Raw genomic sequence first — 20371 nt, 5'->3', positions numbered from 1 at the left:
TCTTAATATACATAGCTTTACAACCCAGGGAGGGATGCATATGAATCGCATAAAACGAGTCAACAAACCATATTTCATCTTTCTGCTCTGGAATGTACTTATGGTCTTTGTCGTACAAGGGTTAACATTTCATCATGAACCTGGCAAAGGAGTTTCGGGCAACGGTAATCCGGGAGTTCTGGTTCTCTTTCCATCCCTTCTGACATTTGTAATCCTATGTATCTGGACAGTATCACTGTCCAAATGGTGGCTATATGATCAGCGCCAGTACAGGGGTGGGAAAGTATACATAATGGTGCTCCTCTTTGCCATCCTGCTGTGTGTACTGTCTGTCTTCCTGGAGCTTCAAATGATCGAGAATTTACGCATAAAGCTTCATGGTTTTACGAGTGACCCGGATTCGGCAGTATACCGTTTTGGCTGGTTGAACCAGTACACGAATACGCTTTTTTATAACCTTCCGATCCTGCTGTTCGGGCTGTCATTTTCTACATTGATTGGCTGCCTTATGGAACGGAGGGTGCATAGTAGCAATCAATGAATCCTATCTTCATCTTCCATACCTGAAATGAAAATAATCCGAGTATTAAACAAAAATCCCCTTATTCCGGCTTCAGCCAGACAAGGGGATTTTGCTGCTCTTGCTACACTTTCCTGCGGAATTTACCCGTATAAGGAATGGTAATTTTAACTTTCAGCTGCTGGATTGAATCCTCCGTAAGGATCATCTTGGAGCCATCGTCTGAAAGCTTGCGCCACAGGCTCGGATTTTTGCGATATAGCTTTTCCTCAAGGCCATAGATATCGACACCGCGTTTCAGTCCCTGACGGTACGTTTGCAGGATCTGATCCCGTAACGTGTTCTCGCTGAATTCGACCATCTCATCATAGGAGATCGGGTTGAGGTATTCATACAAGGCTGTCAGGTACTTGGCATCAATGTTGAAACGAACTTCATTGCCTTGAATGACAGGCTCAATCTTAAGGCTGGGCAGGCCGACACTAAGGACCCCATAAATGGTTCCTTCATTTTCAATAGCCAGTGGTGCGCGCCGCAGATCCTTGAGCAGCCAGTGGTATCCTGGGAGTTTAGTGCGGGACAAATATTCAAAGTTATTTCCGGTTCTTTCGAAAAAAGCTCCGTCGATCACAAACAGTTCATGACTCTTTTTGTTCTGCGACCAATGATCCTTGTTCAGGGCAATACATGGCAGATAGGTTGTCGTGGACGGATCGTTATGGGTAGCAATGAGCTTGAAGCTGAGCACCGGAGGAAAGAGGGACTCCTCCAGAAAACTGGGAAGCGGGTTATGCAGAATGCTGTCCAGCGGCGACATATTGTATATGGACGTAGCACTTAGAATATCTTCAAGCGGTTCACGAGTGCCGTACACCCAAGTCGTATATCTTGATTCAGGGAAACGTCCGAGCATATCAAACACATCCTTGATATGATTGCTTGTCAGAATATTTTCGGCCATAACGATGGCCGTCACATGTCCCCAGGCAATATGGAGCTGGGCACTGCGGAACAGTTCATTTACAGCCAGATTCAATGTTTTCCCCGCTGCATGTCCCACCCATATGGGAGGAGGCTTCTCATTTTTGGTTGAACTCTCACTTTTGGCTACACTGGCAAAGTCCATAGTCTGTACGTACACGTGATACATTCCGTCCTTATAATCGACGCCGATCGCTTTGGCATAGTCGACCTGTTGAATCTCATAGGCACTCCAACACCCGCTGGTCACGATACACAGAGCAAGACTAAGCAGACCTAACGAACATCGGCGTATCTGCTGTTTCATCGATCATTACCTTCCTTGCGAGGCTTCTGCGTTTCGAGATATACGGGTCTGCGTTTCATCCAGCCCTTCGGCAGCTTGAACATGGAGGCGAGGGCCTGTTTGATATTCAGCGGACTCAGCGGGGTCAGATAAGGGATGCCGAATGACTTCAGATCGGTCAGATAGATCAGGAACAGGATAATGGACAGAATGAACCCATATATACCAAGGGATGCTCCCAATACATAACAGAAAAAGCGCAAAATCAGAACCGAGCTCGTCATGACCTGATTCACGATCGTTGCCCCGGCGACGACCGTTACGGCAATGACGACAATCATGAGCGGGGAGACCATGCCCGCACGAATGGCTGAATCCCCGATGATCAATCCTCCAACGACGGTCAGCGTCTGACCAATGGCGCTAGGAAGCCGTACCCCTGCCTCCCGGAACAGCTCCATCAAAAGCATAATGAGAAACATTTCTACACCCGATTCCATAGGCAATCCCATTCGTCCAACCGAGATCGTGGCTACCAGCGGGAAAGGCAGCTGGTCCATGTGAAATGAAGTAAGGGCAATATAGAAGCCAGGCAGGAATATGGTTACCAATAGTCCGATAAAGCGCAGCATGCGGCCCATATTCACCGAAAGAAATGGAAAGCTAGCATCCTCGGGTGATTTGAGAAGCAGAAACAGATTTACCGGGCCAATGATGACGCTTGGATTGCCATCCACAATGAGGACGAAGCGACCGTTCTGTAGACATTCCGCTGCAAAATCGGGTCTGCCCGTGTAATGGGTTACCGGAAACAGGGTGACTTTCGAAGGCGACAGCAATTCTTCCAGCTCATTCGCGGTCAGGATTCGTTCCGTATCAATTTTACGCAGCCGATTCTTGACATCATCGATCAGATCAGGGTTCGCAATGTTTTTGATATACATCAGTGCTACTTTGGTCACCGAACGTGAACCGATTAATTCAATATTGCAGGCCAAATCGGCTGTCCGCAGACGTGTGCGAATTAACGTGATATTGACGGACAACCGTTCGATAAAGCCGTCCCGGGCTCCGCGGATGGATACTTCAGTCGTGGATTCTTCTGGCGTACGGGTAGGGATATTGGAAATATCCATGCTCCACATCGTCTGAAGGGAAGGGATACTGATGAGCATATGCCCCTCAAATACCCGCAGGGACATCAGTCTCGTTCCCAGAGCCTTATCCTGCAAATCCATGCGGGTCCATTGAAGGGTGATGGATCTCTCAATATCGGATGTACGAACAAAGTGAGTACTCTCGTAGGCCCGCGTCAATTCGGGAAGAATAATATCATAGATGGATTTGCTGTCCACCATGCCGCTGCAATACACGATGATGATCTGTACGGGAGACTCCCCGATCATATGGCTGCCGATGATAACATCGTCTGATCCGGCAAAAAAGGTCGTCAGGTTGTGTTCGTTGATACGAAAAGACTCATCCGGGTGAAGGTCCTTCTGGGGTGTGGTTGTGATCGGCATGGGCAGGAGCCTCCTTGTCTTTTTTATGTATGAACGCGGCCAGGGTCAACAGAATAGTGACAACGGACACATAGGCCAGCATCACGGGAAACTGAATATGATTCACATAATATTCGACATAGTCAATTCGCCACCACTGTACGGCCACAAAACACATGATGAATGCGACGGACAAAACAGCGATGTATCTCTTTCGGGGTCTGCGAAAATCGAGCAGATCCACAATGAGATAGATGGAGATAGCCACTCTGGCAAAAGAACCACTCAGCCATTGATAGATGGATAGGAAATCCACGTGCTGGAACAATTTCCCGATATTGACCAGCTTCCATTGTTCATAGGGGCTGTTTCGCTGCTTGGCCGCTTCCTCCGGACCGAATTCAACAATAGCTCCCATAGTAGGGCCTATCGCCATAGTAATCATAAATAGTCCGAGGAGCAGAACGTGCCACCAGCGAATTTTGCTTTTGACTTTGTGCTGAAAGAGCATCAGTATCCAGATCTCCATCAGTCCTGCGAGCGAATAAATCATGCCTTTCAGAACGGGACCGGCACCATATTCCATGATCGGGAACAGCTGGCCATAGTCCTTGTATTTCATGTTGGCTGACATCACGAAGTATCCGAGCAAAATCACGAAGGGGAGCAGGATACTTGAAGTCATGGCAATGGACCGGATTCCTTTGGCAGCCGACCAGGCAGCAACTAACACTCCACATCCTGCGAGCACGTATGTCGGGGTGAATTGCAGATAAGTGGACACCGTCCAGTTCGTTGTCTCATATAGGGTATGTGTTCCGAGTGCAAGCAGCAGAAGTGAGGCAGAAATACGGAAGATCCAGGAAGGGACAATGCCGAATTCCCGCGTAATCCAGTCCGTCAGGCGCTGTCCCCTCACCCGGCGAATGATCACGAACATCATACATAGAAACAACATGAAGAAAGGCGCAGCAGCCGCTACGGATAACCAGCCGTCTCTGCCAGCCTGATCCAGAATCGCCGGAATAGACAGAACATGGCATACAAGTCCGGCACTGAGCAAAATGATGGAAAAGGAAAGCCATATCGTGATTTCACCCTTTTCACGGCTCATGGGAATCCTCCTTTCCGTCCAAGGAAGTTTCCGTTAGCTTGTACAGCATATGGGATTTCGATTCCTCTTATCTGCTTTTGAAGCAAATGCTTCATATCATGGCGAACGGACAATTTTTGTCCCCATTTCCGGGGTGTTTGCCATAATGCTGCACATCTTCCCGGGTAGAACGGACATATATTTCCTGCTTCACATCTGCAAAAAATGTCCCTACTGTGCCTGTCATTCAGGGTTTACCGTTAAGGTACATCGCAGACAAGAGGAGGACGATGCGAATGAACTGGTGGTCTTCAAACCGGCTTCGCCTGATTCAAAACAATCTCCGCGAGATTGACGCGGACATGAATGTGGACCTGTTGATGAAGGAGCTCCAAGAATTCCAAGCCAATGTGCTAATGATGAATGCAGGAGGAATTTTTGCCTTTTATCCATCTACATTGGAGCATCAATATGTTACGCCTTATCTTCAAACCGATTTACTGCAGGAGGCCTTACTGAAGGCCCATGCGCTTGGAATGAAGTTTATTGCCCGCTTCGATTTCAGCAAAGCGCACGAATCGCTGTTTGAGGCACATCCGGAATGGTTTTATCGTGACCGTAACGGACAGGAAGTAAATTACTACGGGATTGTGCATACGTGCCTGAACGGGGAATATCAGCAGGAGAAGTCCATCGAGTCAATTACAGAAGTGCTTGAGAAGTATCCGGTTGACGGCATTTTCTTCAATATGTTCGGTTACCAGCACTGGGATTACAGCGGGAACCACTATGGACCTTGTTATTGTGAGAATTGCAGGCGTCGTTTCCAGGAGGTTTGCGGGGCTGAACTGCTGGACTATACAGGTCCGGAGCATGAATTGCATACAGCGTACCTTCATTTTCAGGAGGTTACCTCCCGAGAGATTCTGAACAAAATCCATGACGAGGTAAAATCCCGCTGGCCCCATGTGGCAATTAGCACCTACCATCCGCATCAAGTCGATATCATTCGCAAGGAATCGAATACATCGCTCACCCGCAGCTTGCCCTTATGGCCGTATTCGGCCTCAGAGAATGTAGCTTCTGTAGTGAGCAGCTGGGACGATAAAAGGGTCAGCAATTGCAGCATCAATGCCATAGATCTGACCTATCGATTCACGGGTGTCTCCCCCTATGAGACAGAAGTAAGGTTATACCAAAATATCGCCAGTGGATCCGGGCTCGACTTCTGCATTATTGGGGCGTTCGAGGGGTACCCGGATCGAAAAAACTTTGCGGCAGCCCAGGAGATATTCCGATATCATGCAGCACATGAACATATCTATGGGAGTCTCGCTACAATGGCTGAAGTGATCTTAATTAAACCAAGGGCAGCTGAAGCGGGGACCGAATATTTGGGACTGTTCAAAATGTTAAAAGAATCTCATGTGCTGTTCGATGTCATCGTTGAAGATCAGATAACAGCCATGAAGCATAAGCTGGCTGCGGTGAAGGCGGTCATCCTGCCTGGTTTACAAAGACCCCAACCAGACACCATAGAAACGCTGGGCGATTTGCTCAAACAAGGAGTTGCACTGCTTGCTACAGGAAATGCCTTACGCGACGATGCAGAAGCGTTGTCTGACTGGTTTGGGGCCGTTCATACAGGAAATACCGACATGCTTCCAGCTGCATACCTCCAGGTAACAGATGTTGATCGTTTTCCCAGTCTGAAGGACCGGGAATGGATCACGGTTAGCAGTGGTTTTGCACATGTGCAATTTGATTCCGCAAAGACAGAGTGCTGTATGCCTTATATTGAACCTGCATCTTTTGGCCCGCCGGAACGGGCGTATGGACACCAAGTGGGCGAAAGCTACGGACTGGGGATCTCCCATCCGGCAAATGGTGGTACAGCCGCCTATTACACATGGAACCCGGGCGTTCTGTATTACAGACACGGCTTCGAAGACCACAAACATGCCGTGACGGATGTTCTGACTCGGTTGATAGGTGAGAGTCTATTGAAGACGGAGCTGCCTGCCAGTACGGAGCTGTTTCTGAATCGGACGGACCAAGGGCATGTGCTTCTCCAGCTTCTGAACTTGTCCGGCTTTAACGGAACGACATACATGGAAGCGATACCGCTATTCAACCAAATCATTGAGCTGAACACGATGGGGACACCTGCTCGTGCCTACTCATTGTGTTCATCGGAGTCCATTCCAATCGAAGTCGTGGGGAGCAGCGTAACTCTAAGCATTCCTAGGCTGAAGAGCTATGAAGCCATTGTGATCGAGATGGACCCTGACCTGAAGAAAGAGGTGACATAAACCGATGAAACCCCAGATAACGACGGTGAACCGTGCGACGGGCAAGCTGCAATCGGGCAGTCTTCTGTCACGAATGTATAAACACCGTATGATCTATTTGCTTATTTTGCCGGGGCTGCTGTATTTCCTGCTGTTCAAGATCGTGCCTCTCTGGGGACTGCTGCTGGCTTTTCAGGATTACAATCCGTTCCTCGGGTTTACGGGAAGTGAATGGGTGGGATTCAAGCATTTTAATGAACTGTTTGCCAGCTCCAACTTCTACATCATGCTGCGTAATACACTTGCCATTAATCTGATCGCGCTGGTGTTCCATTTCCCGCTGCCGATCCTGCTCGCCTTGATGTTAAACGAAATTCGGCATGAGACGTTCAAACGAATCAATCAATCTATTGTGTATCTACCTCATTTTCTATCATGGGTCGTCGTTGCCAGTATGACGTTTTTCCTGCTCTCGACGGACGTGGGCATCGTGAACAAGCTGATTGCACAGAGCGGTAAGGACACGATTTCATTTCTATCGGAACCGAATTATTTCTGGGGACTGCTTACAGCTCAAAGCATGTGGAAGGAAGCCGGCTGGGGAACGATCATTTTCCTCGCAGCCATGGCGGGAGTGGACCCTCAGCGGTATGAAGCTGCTGTTGTCGACGGGGCCGGACGTTTCCGGCAAATCTGGCATATTACGCTGCCTGCCATCCGCCCGACCATTATCATTTTGCTGATTCTTCGCCTGGGCAGCATGGCCGATACGGGTTTTGAACAAATTTTGCTGATGATGAATCCGCTGGTTCGTTCGGTTGGAGAGGTGTTTGATACGTATTCCTACACGTATGGCATATTGCAAGGCAAGATCAGCATTGGGGTTACCGTAGGGCTGTTCAAGGGGCTGGTCGGATTGTTCCTGATCGTGGCGGCCAACAAAATTGTGAGAAGACTCGGACATGAAGGGATTTATTAAACTTGGAGGGTTGTTGTTCTTTCCTGAACAGGAGGATAGGTTATGAGCTTTGTTGTGCAGAAAAAGGGGCTGACGCTCTTTGACTGGATCAATTACATTCTGGTTGCTTTAATCTCGCTGGCATGCATATTCCCGTTTTTGTATGTATTCAGTGTGTCGTTTACGGATCCGAAGGTGTATGTGCCGCTCAAGTTTTATCTGTTCCCGGAGAAATGGTCGCTGGAATCCTATCGATATATTTTATCGACCAACAGTTTTATCAATGCCTTTAAAAGCACGTTGTTTATTACCATCGTAGGTACCATACTGAATATTATCGTATCCTTCACCATGGCTTACGGGTTAACCAAGCGATCTCTGCCCGGGCATAAGTGGATTATGGGATTGGTCATTTTCACATTGGTGTTCAGTGCGGGGATTATTCCGAATTATTTGCTCGTGAAAGAGCTGGGACTGCTGAACTCGTACTGGTCCATGATTCTGCCTGGACTGACGAATGCCTGGAGCCTGATTGTGATCAAAAGTTTTCTGGAATCCCTTCCTTCCGAATTGGAGGACGCGGCACAGATTGATGGATGCAGTGATCTCACAGCGTTCTTTCGGATTATTGTACCGTTATCCATGCCAGCGATTGCTACGTTTACACTATTTTTTGCAGTAGGACACTGGAATGCGTATTTCAATGCCTTAATCTATTTGTCCGATTCGAGCAAATGGACGCTGCAGCTGCTCATCAAGACGCTGGTCATTGATTCAAATTCCGTCGCCGTAGCACAGGCAGGCGCAAGTGATGAAAGTGTAGTGCCGCAGGAGACCATTCGAATGGCATCAATCGTACTCGCAATGGTACCAATTCTGATCGTGTATCCATTCTTGCAGAAGCATTTTGCCAAAGGTGTCATGATTGGTTCGGTCAAAGGCTGACTGTTGATGAAGTTGGGCTATTGCCTATGTATAAATGCAAACGCTTACTATATTTCTGACGATAAGGGAGATGACGGCGAATGAACAAGATCAACAAACGATGGACAACATGGCTATGCATGTTCTTGGCAGTATCCATGCTGGCAGCATGTACGGGAAACAGCGGTTCCGGTGAGACTGCAGGCAGCAATAATAGCGGGGAGTCGGGTAGCGATCAGCCGCTGGATATCAAGATGTTTGCAGGCTTGTACAATGAAATTCCCGATATGAACAACGAATACTGGACCGAATGGGAGAAACGTACCAACGCCAAACTCGATATTGAGTGGGTCCCTTCGGGAGATCTGGATACAAAGCTGGATTTGCTTCTCGCCTCGGGCGATCTGCCGGAAGTGGTGGCCTACCAGAATCAGATTCGCCCAACCCTGATTACCGCGATTAAAAATGGTGCTTTTTGGGACCTGACTCCTTTTCTTGGAGATCTCAGTGAATATCCGAACCTGAAGGAGAACCTCGCGCCCGATGCTCTCAAGTACCTGTCAGTGGATGGGGGCATTTACGCCGTTCCACGCTCCCGTTCCCGAGTTGATGGAGGACTGAAAATTCGGGAGGACTGGCTAAAGCAGCTGAATCTGCCCATTCCCAAGACATTCGAGGAATATAGAGAAACCCTGAAGAAAATTGTGGACAGTGATATGGATGGCAATGGAAAAAAGGATACGGTCGGCTTGTTGTTTGTCAACAATCCACCAGCCATGTTCCAGGCCGGATTCGGGGCGTATAACCCGACCTATGATAACGATGGCGGGCTCATGAGCCCCGGTTTAACACCACAATATGTGGAGATGGTCGAGTGGTTCCGCGGACTGTACGCGGATGGGCTGCTGTCCAAGGAGTATGCCGTTATGAAGGAGAGTCAGGCGGAGGAACTGTTCAAGACCAACCGGGCCGCGTCCTACGGACGTCCGATCTGGTGGGATCATGAATGGGAGCAGGCCATGAAACAATCCGGGCAGCCAGATGCCAAAATTCTGAACTTGTCACTGACGGGTCCCCATGGGGATGCAGCGGTCGGACTGGAGACCGGAGTTGCGGGCGGTTTCTATATTTCGAAGAAGGTGCCAGAGGAAAAGGTGAAGCAGCTTCTGAAGTATTTTGACATGACCGCTTCTCAGGAGATGACGGATTTCGCCTACTATGGAATCGAAGGCACGCACTATACGGAGAAGGATGGACAGAAAGTGCTGACCGAGCAGGGTGTCAAAGAAGTCAACACAACCAGCAAAGGGGCGGGAGTGCTCGCGTATGCCAAATGGGGCAAGGTCATTAGTGCTTCCGGCGACAAAGCTTATAATGATGCCAAAATCAAGGAAGTGGAGAACTTCGACGAGATTGGAAAGATCGACTTCTATCGGGTGATTACCTCAGAAGCCTGGAGAGAGACGTGGCCCAAATACGGAGACGAGTACAGTTCCATGATGACGAGAACGATTGTAGGACAGATCAGTGTGGAAGAATTCAAGGCCTACGTGGACAAATTGAACAGCCAGCCAGACATTAAGCAGGCATATCAGGAAATGGCCAACGCCTATGAGCAATTTAATCAACAATAACGAAGTAGAGGAGAAGCGATGAAAACTCCAAACCCCAATGATAAGGAACAGCGTCCCTGGTGGCAGCAGCCACTGCGTATCATTCAACCGAACATGCAGGTAAAGGACACCGGGAAGATTGATCCCGAACGCCTTGCGGATCAAATGCTGGAGATGGGTGCCAATGCGATGGTGTTTAATGTGGGTGGAATCTACGCCTGGTACCGATCCGATGTGGCATTTCATGTGCACAATGAATACTTGCCCCGCGGCAGCGATCTGCTGCGGGACATGATCCGGAGCTGTCATCAGCGGGGGATTCGCTTTATTGCCCGCTTTGATTTCAGTAAGGCAGAGGATTCGGTCTATTTGCAGAAACCCCAGTGGTTTGTGCGCAGGGAAGGCGGGCAGCCGGATATTATCGGAGCCACCCGTCCAGGGGCTTGGCCTCTTCTGATGTCGACCTGCATTAATGGAGGTTACCGTAACGAAGAGCTGGCTGTTCCTGTTATCCGTGAAGCACTGGAACGGTATGAAATTGACGGTGTCTTTTTCAACGCACCAGGATATGTATTTTGCCAATGCTCCAAGTGTCAAAAGAAATATAAGGACATATATGGCACAGCGCTGCCGGAAACTTCTGCGGAAATGGCATCTGATTTTGCAGCCCGCTGTTTCGATGATAATCTGGGCCGGATGTATGAGGTAATCAAGGCGGTTCGGCCCGAAGTGCCGATGATTCTGTACTATAATCTGCATCGGGATAATCTGGAGAAACGAGTCTCTATCACCGATATGCTCTGTACCGAACCGCAGGACGTCTTGTCACTTGGTCACACTCGCATCCCGGAGTTTTGGCAGCCAGCACTCAGTATTAAGGTGGGGCGGTCCGTTCCAGGCCGTCCTGATCCTTTCGGGATCGTTCACTCTTGTCCAGGCATGGACTGGCGTCACACCGGGCTCCCGCCTGCCGAATACCGGTTCTGGCTCTCGCAGATCCCTGCCAATGGCGGCCAGCTCTGGCATTCATTAACCGGAATCCCGGATACGATTACCGATAAGCGCATTTTGCGTACCGTGACGGAAGTCAACAGGGATGCGGCGAAGCTGGCTGCTTACATGGATGGGGCGAAGCCAATGAACCAGGTGGCGATCATGTGGAGTGCCAATCGTTCAGCAGAAGGCTTGGCTGAGGCACTAATCCATAAACATATCCCGTTTGATGTGATTTTGCCTGAACAGATGGCGAGCGTGAACCTGCATCTTTATCCGGTTGTTCTCTTGCCTGAAGGATTTGCGTATTCGTCCGACTTTGCAGAGTTGCTCCACGATTATGTGAGTCAGGGTGGCCGCATTATTGCAGAGGGCGAACTGCCGAAGGATGAGAACACGAATGAATATGTGCTGACGGACCTGTTTGGTATTTCCGGGGAAATGCAGGAGAGTGAGGATTTGGTTGCTTCATACCTGCGATTTGAACAAAGGAATTTTACAGGCGAAGAAGTGAACCCGCTGCAGCAGAAGCTGCAGGAGACCGAATTAATACCGCATCGCGGCAGGGTCATCTATTGTCAGCCTATCGATGCAGAGGTGCAGGTCCTGGCTACGCTGGTCCCCCCATTTTCCCCATTGGAAAGTGTCGGAGCTCCTCCAGAACGGGCATCACTGGCCGTAAAACAGACAGAACTGCCACTGGCGCTGCTGAGAACGTATGGAGCAGGGAAGACATTATATTTCCCTTTTTCACTCAGCAGCCTGATACAGGAATTTAAATTGGAGGACCACTTCAGATTGTTTGCCAATGCTGTAGATTTGCAGCTGAACGACAGAGCTCTGGTATCGATCACAGAAGCACCCGGATTACAGCTGACAGTTTTCCGCAAGGATCACAACCTGCTGATTCATCTGGTAAACGGAGCAGGGCGCAGACCCTTGTCATCCGTACTTCCGTTACACGATATGGTTATCACGGTCCGTTCAGGGGAGGGAAGTCCCGCCGGCGAAGCTGAAGCATTGATGGCTGGAGTACATCTGAAGACGGAGATGATCGGAAGTGAACTGAAAATTAACGTGCCTACGCTGGACGTTTGGGAGTGTATCCGGGTACCTCTCTTGATATAATGAACCCGAACAGTTTATGGCGAGATGAGTGCAGGACAGCAGCAGACGGGGGTGATTCCATGAGGCGCATGATGCAGACCATCCAATCAGCGCTTGACCGCTGGTTCGCAACGAATGGTTATCTGAAAAGACTGATTTGGTTGGGGTGCATGTCGGTGGTCATTCCGGTCGTGCTTGCCGGAAGCGCTTACTATCATTTCTCCATGATTAAATTGACCGAACAATTCCAGGATAACAATATGGCCTCATTGAATTTGCTCAAAGACAGGGTGGAGAATATTCTAACCAATATGGAGCATGAATCCATGCAGCTTGCCAGTGGTCCGTTAATGCGAAATGCACTGGGGAGTACCCATTATAAGAGTGATTACTTTCTCCATCTGGATCTGCTTGATCTGTTTCAACTGCATAAAAACACCAATAACTTGATTGAAGAAATGATTTATTTTGACGCTAAAACGGATATGGTGTTGTCCCATTATTATGGATTGGTTTCGCTCGCAGATTACAAGGAGAAGCAGGATATGAAGGCTGCACTTGAAGGGAACACACAGGCAGGGTGGGCGTACCTGCCTCAATCCGGAGAAGCAGGCTACATTTCCTATGTCAGGAAACTGCCCGTCATGGGCCAGGGGGAGCCGCGAGGAGTAGTTATCTTGCAGATGAAAGAACAGGAGCTCCGGAGTTTGCTCCGCAGCTATTCCGTCAGTCTGGAGGATCAGTCTCTGGCCATTCTTAATGCAGACCAGCAAATTATTTTGCACACCGACGGGCCTGGCGAGATCGGCAAAATGGCATCGGAGGATGCTGTGCTGCAGCAGATCGCATATGCAGAAGGCAGGGAACGGTCGGGTCATGAAGTGCTGAAGGGTGAACACGGCAATGAGCTTGTGGCATATGCCTCGGCATCGATGGGGAGGACGTATGTGTCCCAGCTCCCTGAGCGGGAGATGATTGCCCAATTGAACTGGATTAAGGTATTAATCCTGATTTCGGTATCCATCTTTGTGCTGGTAGGCATGCTGCTCACCTGGTTCAGTTCACGACTGGCCTATAATCCCATCCAACAGCTGCTGCGATACGGGGAAAATTTGCGCAGGAACGGGCATGAATCTTCTCCGCAAGGAAACGAAATTGAATATATCAGGTCATCACTCAGCTATCTCAATGAACAGACGGAGACCCTGAATCGGTATATCGAAGGCATACAGCCCGATCTGCGCGATCGTTTTCTGCAGAAGTTACTGCAATTTAGCGGTTCATGGAGCGGCAGCAGGCTGGATGAAGAATGCGCCAGACATGATGTGCCAACAGAGGGGCAATTTCTGGTGCTGGTTGTCAAAGTCGAGAATCTGGTGAAGAAAAAACGTTTCTTGCCCAGCGAAGGACCGGTGATTGTATTTGCGCTGAGAAATGTAATGGATGAGCTGCTCAGCCAAGAGCATGACTTGAGGGGATATGTCGTAGACAAAAATGACAGTGACTCGGTAGCCATACTGCACTTCAATCCGGAGATACCTTCTTCTGAAGCAAGACAGAGGGTATGTCGTTACGCTGAGGATATTCATCATGCCCTGGACCAGTATTTATCCTTTTCAGCTGCAGTGGGCGTGGGGCGTCCCGGTCAACTTGCTGGCGTAGCGGAGTCTTTCCGCGAAGCCCAGCTCGCCCTGCAATATCGGTTATTTGACGATGCTGAGAATGTTCTGTTCTATGAAGATATTCTGGCCACCCAGCGTAATCCGGTCTTTATGTATCCCCGGGAGATGGAAGAGGAGATCCTTGAATCCCTATGGAATGGAATGCTTCCCCATGCGGAAGATGCGCTTCACAGGTTTTCCAAAAGAGTTCGTTCCTCCGAATCTTATACTGTCATGATCCAGGGGTATCATATGCTGCTATCGGCGATCATTCAATCCATGGAAACGAAGGGTCCCGGCATGCTGGAACGGCTGGGCGGGAATCTGTTCGATCAGCTTCAGGAGAATCAGACATCGAAGGAAATGCACGACTGGTTTATCGGTGTGCTGTTTCCGTTATGCATTGAAACCAGTCAGGATCTCCGCACCAATTCTTCCCGTCTGATCGTCCAGCGGGTCTGTGAACATCTGAGCAGCAGGCCCGAAGGATTGCAGTCATTATCGGATTGTGCTGAACTGGTGAACGTCAGTCCTTCCTATCTGAGCAGGCTGTTCAAGAAGGAGATGGGGGTATCCTTTATCGAATACTTAATGAATCTGAAGGTGCAAAAAGCGAAGCAATTGCTGCAGGACACCGATTATACCATTACGGAAATTGCCGAACAGGTAGGGTATTCCGAACGTAATTTGAACAGGGCATTTCAGCGTTTCGTTCAGATGTCGCCTAATCAATATCGGATGTCGGTCCGCTAGATTTGATGCAAATGATAGACGGCGGCGTACGAAAGCTATAACATACAGATATAGCGATCCAAGACGAGCAATTCACAAAAACATAGAGAAACAAGGAGGAAACCTACGATGACAAATACGACGAAGGCACCTGGAGAAACGAAAGTTGGCTTTATCGGTACAGGCGTTATGGGCAAAAGCATGGCAGGTCACATCCAGCAGGCGGGCTACCCACTGCATGTTTATACGCGTACGGCTGCCAAAGCGGAAGCATTGGTGAATGAAGGGGCCGTATGGCATGACACACCAGGCAAACTTGCAGCGGAGTGTGATGTCATTATCACTATGGTAGGGTATCCGAAGGATGTAGAGGAAATCTATCTTGGTGAAGATGGTCTTGTGGCAAACGCCAAGCCAGGTTCAACCCTGATTGATATGACAACCTCCAGCCCCATGCTGGCTGCTCGCATTTTCGAGGCTGCAGAGTCCAAAGGACTGCATGCTTTGGATGCACCGGTATCGGGTGGAGATATTGGCGCACGGGATGGCAAGTTGTCCATCATGGTTGGTGGTACTTCGGAAGCATTCGAAGCGGTACGTCCGCTGTTCGATTGTATGGGCACCAACATTGTGCTGCAGGGCAAGGCTGGTTCAGGCCAGCATACCAAAATGTGTAATCAGATCGCCATTGCATCCGGCATGATGGGTGTGTGCGAAGCACTTGCTTATGCCAAAACATCGGGTCTGGACGCGGAAAATGTGCTGAAGAGCATTGCGACCGGAGCAGCCGGAAGCTGGTCGCTTAGCAATCTCGGTCCGCGTATGATCAAGGGTGATTTTGAGCCTGGATTCTATGTAAAACATTTTATCAAAGACATGGGGATTGCCCTTGAATCGGCCAAAGCTATGGGCATGAAGACGCCGGGTCTTGCGCTCGCGGAATCCCTCTATCAGGAAATATCCAGAAACGGTCTGGATGAGAAGGGTACACAGGTGCTCTATACGTATTATCTTCAAGCTTAATTGAAACTTATCACAAGAAGCAGCGTGTTCTTTTTCTTAGATGGAGAGGGAATACGCTGTTTTTTTAATTTTCGGCCTATCACATGCGTCTAAAGTCACAGTATTGGTTAAATATTATCTTATACTTTGGTTTATAAAAGAGAATTAGGCCTGTCGCCCTTTAATTTCACCCTACTTTATCCGACATAAGTAATAGAAGTTTACATAATGGAAGTGCAAAGATGTCGTTCAACTGTCGTAATGGTCCCCTGTAACTCATACTATATTAGAACGGAGCTTGCCCATGTTCAAAAAAATCCTGTCTCTGTTCAAGACACAGCCAGAGCTTGCCAATCCGATTACAGCTTCTGCCGGAGCGATGCCGGCAGCTAGCCCAGCGCCTGCACGACTGGTCCGGAGCCGTCGCAAATCCAAGTCAAAATCCAAACACGAATCGGACTGGATCAGAGAGCCGGAAGAACCGAGCACAGCAGATCGGTTGTACAGTCTTCCAGGGCAATACAAGGTCCTGAATGATCTGCTCGTTCCCAATCCGAAATCACGTTCGGGCTATTCCCAGATAGATCATGTTGTCATTGGCCCGCGGGGGATCTTCGTCATCGAAACCCGCAACCTGACGACAGGTGAGATTCGTGGAGGCCGCAGAGAAGCCAATTGGACCGTCAGCACCAGCCGAATCAAGATGTATAATCCTCTGATGCAGCATCGGGGCCATGTTGAGGCCGTTCATGCACATCTCGGAGATTATAAGCGTATGCGCCTGATTTCGATGGTGACCTTCACCAACCGCTGCCGAATCAGCGTGGATCCTGCAGTGCGGTATGTGAATTCGGATGAACTGGTAATTTATGATCATGAATTGGTCGAAACCATTCTGCGCAAAACGGAAAAGCTTGAGGCAGATGTCCCTGAGACGTTATACAAGGAACAGGATATTCAGGCCATCTATTCCCTGCTCTCCGCAGCCAATTGCACGGAACCACAGACCCGAGCAGAACATATAGAGAAGGCCAAAGGTATTAAATAGCTTTTTTGCAGACACTGTTATCCTTCGGGATGACAGTGTTTTCTTTGTACTTTGGTTGGGGAATCCAGTCATGACAGCTCACAGAGACAGGTACATCGTCGTATACACCCAAAATTTAACTTATGATAGAATGTAAACCAATGCTTACCTGTGAATATGGCATGTTATCCGAATGTAGATCATAAATGGAATATGAATTCAATTTTACATGCCATGGTTAATGTAGTTTATATGCATACATAAGATAAGGGGAAGATTATGCCATGAGATGGACACAACCGATTCGGATGTTTACGGCGATATTCAGCTTGGCTGCGGTTCTGACCGCATGCGGCGGCGGGGCCAAGGAAACTGCCAGTCAAGAGCCTGTTCAGGAGGCGGGTACTGATGCGACAGCGAGCAGCAGCACCGAGCAGTCCGGAGCCGAAACTGCAGCGGCAGAGGAGATCGGGAGTAACACTTCGGAACCAGCCTCCACTGGTACGGAAACGTTGAAAGAACTGCAGGACGAATACGCGGACAAGCTTGGTTATATTCGCATCCCCCTGGACGATCATCCGGTTCGCAGGGTCAGTGAGGAAGGTTCCAAAAATATTAACGTTGCCAATTACAGCGATACAGTGGTGGATATGAATGCGGAGGTGCCGATTCATGCCAATACACAGCGTTTGATTGATGATGCATTTCCCTTTTTTACGACTGTTCAGGCACCTGACGTGTCTTATATAACCTGGGAGGAAGCCACCAATCTGGAACGGGCGATGGTCAAAACGCTGTTTATCTCGCGTGAAGGTCTGCTGATTACTGAAGATGCCATGAATAACAAGGATTACAGCAGCCAATCGTTTCAGGACTCCATGGATTTCTTCAGAGTAACCGCCAAATTTGAATCCATGGCCCCGGTTGCGCAGCACCCATATGACATCACCTTGAGCCAGCTCTATGACAAGGCCCGCAATTCATGGGGCAAGCTGGCAGCCATGGACCCCGAGCAGGATGAGGCAGCATTTGCCGAGATGTACAAGACGGCGAGAACAGACGCCAATAACGCCATGGGTCTTCTCAACGTATTGCTTTCCACGAATGAGGAAGAGCGCATGGAGCAGACTTACGGAAAATAGAAAAGAAGCTAGCCAATGTATAGACTTGCACGAATATCTTCACCAAAAAATAAAGAAAGGTCCATCTGTGATAAGCAGAATGGACCTTTTTCTCGTAATACCCCCATTTAAGGCAAATGAATGGTTTGAACATGATCGGTGTGCATAATCAAGGTATTGCCCTCTGCTTCAACCAGTTCAAGTAAATTGTTGTCTGCAGCTTTCAGTAATCCAGCCCGATATGGCTTGTCACCCAGATTCAGGATGACAAGTTCACCAACCATTTTCTGAAGCTGTTGTTCCAGTGTACGGGAAAGGGGCATGGACGCAGGCTGAATGGGGAAATGCTGCTGACTTAGGGAATAGGGTGTGCTGTTTGTCGGAGAAGGTATAATGTATTTCAGATGATTGATGGAGACGTAGACCGCATGATGTAGTGGGGAGAAGAATATGAAGTAGTCGTTCATAATATTCGTAATATAACCATGCAGTGTGCGTCCGCCTATCGAAATTTCACTGAATCTTCCACGGGCATTCATCAATATTTTGCGATACGATATATTGTTGTGATCCATTTCGGGATCAGGCGGTGGTACGTTGGTAGTGGAGCTAGTATCCTCCGCTTTATTCACATGCATGGATTGAAGGTGATGAAGGGGCACATAGGTGAATCGCTGTTGTCCGTAAACCACAATCAAGTCCTGACCCATATCAATAATCTCACCCTGAATCGGAAATTTACAGCCGGATAATTCCAATTCGATGGATTTTCCAAGCCACATTGTTGGGAATTTCACAGTATACCTCCTCTCAATATAGAATAGAAGTCCAAATATATAGGGAAAATAGGCTGACAATTAGACTAATTGGTATCACAATAAAGGTGACTTTCATATACTGTTTCCAAGAGACTCGCACATGGTGGGTCTTTAAAATATACATCCAGATCAACGTTGCTAGGGTGCCTATAGGTGTCAGTAAGGCTCCAATATCACTTCCCAGAATGTTGGCAAGATAGGCCAGATGCAGCTGTGTATCACTTAACTGAAGATCTGTTACTGCAAATGTTCCGATCATCACAGAAGGCAGGTTATTGAACAGATTGGATAATAGAGTAAGCATTAGCCCTGATACAGCAATGAGGCTGGCGTTACCACCTTCTACCAAAGGTTGCATCCATTGAATGATAGTAGCTGTCATTCCAGCCCGATGAAGACTATCCACAATAATATAAATGCTGAAGGCGAAAAGTAGAATATGCCAGGGCGTTTGAGTGATTACATCCTTAAGTCCAGTCCGGGTGCGATACCAACGCACAGCCAGCATAAGAACAACACCTGTGATCGCGACAACCTCCATACGAATGCCCCATTGCTCAGCGAGAAAGTATCCTGCACGAATAAATACGACAATTCCGATACAGACTCGAAACAGCCACCAGTCCACCTTCTTTGCGCTATCGGTTGGTTGCGTCTCCTGATCTCCTGTTTGCAGCGGATGATACCCCGAACCGGATGGAGATTGCAAGGATATAGGGAAGTGATGAATAACCTTGGGAATACTTTTTCGAAAATAATAGAATAGCAGTACCGTCATCACAATAATTCCCAGCATCGATGGCACAAACATCATCTGGGTATAGGTGTTTAGGTTCAAACCTACCATTTGCAAAGCGATCAGATTCGCGAGATTACTAAGTCCAATTGGCGCGCTGGAAGCCGTAGCGATAAGCGCTCCTGAAATCAGGTAAGGTAACTGCTGATGCATTTTCAGGCGAAGTATGGAGCAGATTCGCAGAATAATTGGTGTTGTGATCAATATACTGCCGTCGTTGTTGAAGAAGACCGTCATGAGAAAACAGAGCAATAGAATCAGCCAGAACAATCGGAAGCCGGAGCCTCGTGCCTTTTCGATCATATTGATAGCGATCCAGCGAAAAAAACCGATGCTATCGAGAATGATCGACATAACGATGGTAGAGAGAATGGTTACGGCTGCACCGGAAACAATCCCGAAGATGCCAACGATATGAGCGAAACTGCTCACGCCAGTTAAAACGAGAAGAAGGGCGCCTAGCGAAGTAGGAATGGACTCGTTTAATCCGCCAGGCCGCCACATCAGGAAAATGACAGTGATCATAAATACCCCGAAGGTTAACCACAATTGGTAATCAGGCATTTACTGTGATTCACCTCCCAGGGGGAGAAGTCCTGGTGAAGATTGAATCGAGTGTTCGTGTGTCGGAGTGGGCCTTCCAGGTGAAACGATCCAGTATAAAGGCACACCGATCAAGACAATGGCAATGAAGATCAACATGATGATTCCCCCCTTTAAACTGGTTGATAACTTAAGCTGTTACGTGATCATTAAGATCTCTTTTTACCGCCGGATTTGTTGCCGCCAGACTTGTTGCCACCAGATAGGTATAGGTAAGGCTTTGACTACGTCGCTACCTTTTCCCCACCTCCACACCGTGCATGCGACTTTCACCGCACACGGCGTTCCATCTTGATAATAGTTTAATCGATCATTCCCAAGTTACTCAATTTACGGTATTGGT

General features: G+C 48.5%; 16 protein-coding genes. 10 read left to right on the top strand and 6 right to left on the bottom strand.

Going from position 1 to position 20371, the window contains the following annotated elements; all coding sequences use genetic code 11:
* The first annotated feature begins 40 nt into the window (after positions 1 to 40).
* A complete protein-coding gene (locus HP552_RS22615; protein WP_175397656.1) occupies positions 41 to 541 on the top strand; it encodes a hypothetical protein in 501 nt (166 codons plus the stop codon).
* Positions 542 to 644: 103 nt separating this feature from the next.
* Here HP552_RS22615 and HP552_RS22610 read toward each other — a convergent pair whose 3' ends face one another.
* From HP552_RS22610 to HP552_RS22600, 3 genes are read right to left on the bottom strand one after another with little or no spacing between them, the layout of a single operon-like run.
* Complete coding sequence (locus tag HP552_RS22610) at positions 645 to 1808, bottom strand: Ger(x)C family spore germination protein (RefSeq protein ID WP_175397655.1); 1164 nt, start codon at positions 1806 to 1808, stop codon at positions 645 to 647.
* Complete coding sequence (locus HP552_RS22605; RefSeq protein WP_175397654.1) at positions 1805 to 3310, bottom strand: spore germination protein; 1506 nt, start codon at positions 3308 to 3310, stop codon at positions 1805 to 1807. The genes HP552_RS22610 and HP552_RS22605 overlap by 4 nt, the downstream gene beginning before the upstream one ends.
* Positions 3267 to 4403: a GerAB/ArcD/ProY family transporter gene (locus HP552_RS22600; RefSeq protein ID WP_175397653.1), complete on the bottom strand. Its 1137-nt coding sequence runs from the start codon at positions 4401 to 4403 to the stop codon at positions 3267 to 3269. Before HP552_RS22600 ends, HP552_RS22605 begins: the two co-directional genes overlap by 44 nt.
* A gap of 275 nt (positions 4404 to 4678) precedes the next feature.
* On the opposite strand from HP552_RS22600, the gene HP552_RS22595 reads away from it, so the two are divergent.
* The 9 genes from HP552_RS22595 to HP552_RS22555 all read left to right on the top strand — a co-directional run bounded on the left by HP552_RS22595 (position 4679) and on the right by HP552_RS22555 (position 17832).
* Positions 4679 to 6694: a beta-galactosidase gene (locus tag HP552_RS22595; protein WP_175397652.1), complete on the top strand. Its 2016-nt coding sequence runs from the start codon at positions 4679 to 4681 to the stop codon at positions 6692 to 6694.
* Positions 6695 to 6698: 4 nt separating this feature from the next.
* Positions 6699 to 7652, top strand: coding sequence for an ABC transporter permease (locus tag HP552_RS22590; protein WP_095288712.1), 954 nt, complete (start codon positions 6699 to 6701; stop codon positions 7650 to 7652).
* Between the two features lie 42 nt (positions 7653 to 7694).
* Positions 7695 to 8576, top strand: coding sequence for a carbohydrate ABC transporter permease (locus HP552_RS22585; RefSeq protein ID WP_175397651.1), 882 nt, complete (start codon positions 7695 to 7697; stop codon positions 8574 to 8576).
* An 80-nt stretch (positions 8577 to 8656) separates the two neighbouring features.
* Positions 8657 to 10189 (top strand): extracellular solute-binding protein, encoded by a 1533-nt coding sequence (locus HP552_RS22580; protein WP_175397650.1) that lies wholly within the window; start codon positions 8657 to 8659, stop codon positions 10187 to 10189.
* 18 nt (positions 10190 to 10207) lie between these two features.
* Positions 10208 to 12289: an alpha-amylase family protein gene (locus HP552_RS22575; RefSeq protein ID WP_175397649.1), complete on the top strand. Its 2082-nt coding sequence runs from the start codon at positions 10208 to 10210 to the stop codon at positions 12287 to 12289.
* Between the two features lie 59 nt (positions 12290 to 12348).
* The gene (locus HP552_RS22570) at positions 12349 to 14682 is read left to right on the top strand and encodes a helix-turn-helix domain-containing protein (RefSeq protein WP_175397648.1); all 2334 of its coding nucleotides are present in this window, start codon (positions 12349 to 12351) and stop codon (positions 14680 to 14682) included.
* Between the two features lie 108 nt (positions 14683 to 14790).
* On the top strand, positions 14791 to 15684 hold the full coding sequence (locus HP552_RS22565) for an NAD(P)-dependent oxidoreductase (RefSeq protein WP_175397647.1): 894 nt from the start codon (positions 14791 to 14793) through the stop codon (positions 15682 to 15684).
* A 283-nt stretch (positions 15685 to 15967) separates the two neighbouring features.
* Positions 15968 to 16711, top strand: coding sequence for a nuclease-related domain-containing protein (locus HP552_RS22560; RefSeq protein ID WP_175397646.1), 744 nt, complete (start codon positions 15968 to 15970; stop codon positions 16709 to 16711).
* Between the two features lie 263 nt (positions 16712 to 16974).
* A complete protein-coding gene (locus tag HP552_RS22555) occupies positions 16975 to 17832 on the top strand; it encodes a hypothetical protein (RefSeq protein WP_175397645.1) in 858 nt (285 codons plus the stop codon).
* 107 nt (positions 17833 to 17939) lie between these two features.
* On the opposite strand, the gene HP552_RS22550 is transcribed toward HP552_RS22555, so the two are convergent.
* Genes HP552_RS22550 through HP552_RS22540 form a run of 3 tightly spaced genes read right to left on the bottom strand, consistent with a single transcriptional unit; the run spans position 17940 to position 20127 of the window.
* Positions 17940 to 18608, bottom strand: a complete 669-nt coding sequence (locus HP552_RS22550; RefSeq protein WP_312884333.1) for a YwrJ family protein — start codon at positions 18606 to 18608, stop codon at positions 17940 to 17942.
* Between the two features lie 13 nt (positions 18609 to 18621).
* Complete coding sequence (locus HP552_RS22545) at positions 18622 to 19989, bottom strand: arsenic transporter (protein WP_175397644.1); 1368 nt, start codon at positions 19987 to 19989, stop codon at positions 18622 to 18624.
* Positions 19990 to 20127 (bottom strand): hypothetical protein, encoded by a 138-nt coding sequence (locus HP552_RS22540; protein WP_175397643.1) that lies wholly within the window; start codon positions 20125 to 20127, stop codon positions 19990 to 19992.
* Positions 20128 to 20371: the final 244 nt, after the last annotated feature.

Source organism: Paenibacillus xylanilyticus (assembly GCF_013359935.1).
Lineage (GTDB): Bacteria > Bacillota > Bacilli > Paenibacillales > Paenibacillaceae > Paenibacillus > Paenibacillus xylanilyticus.
This window is presented reverse-complemented; position numbering and strand designations above follow the sequence as displayed.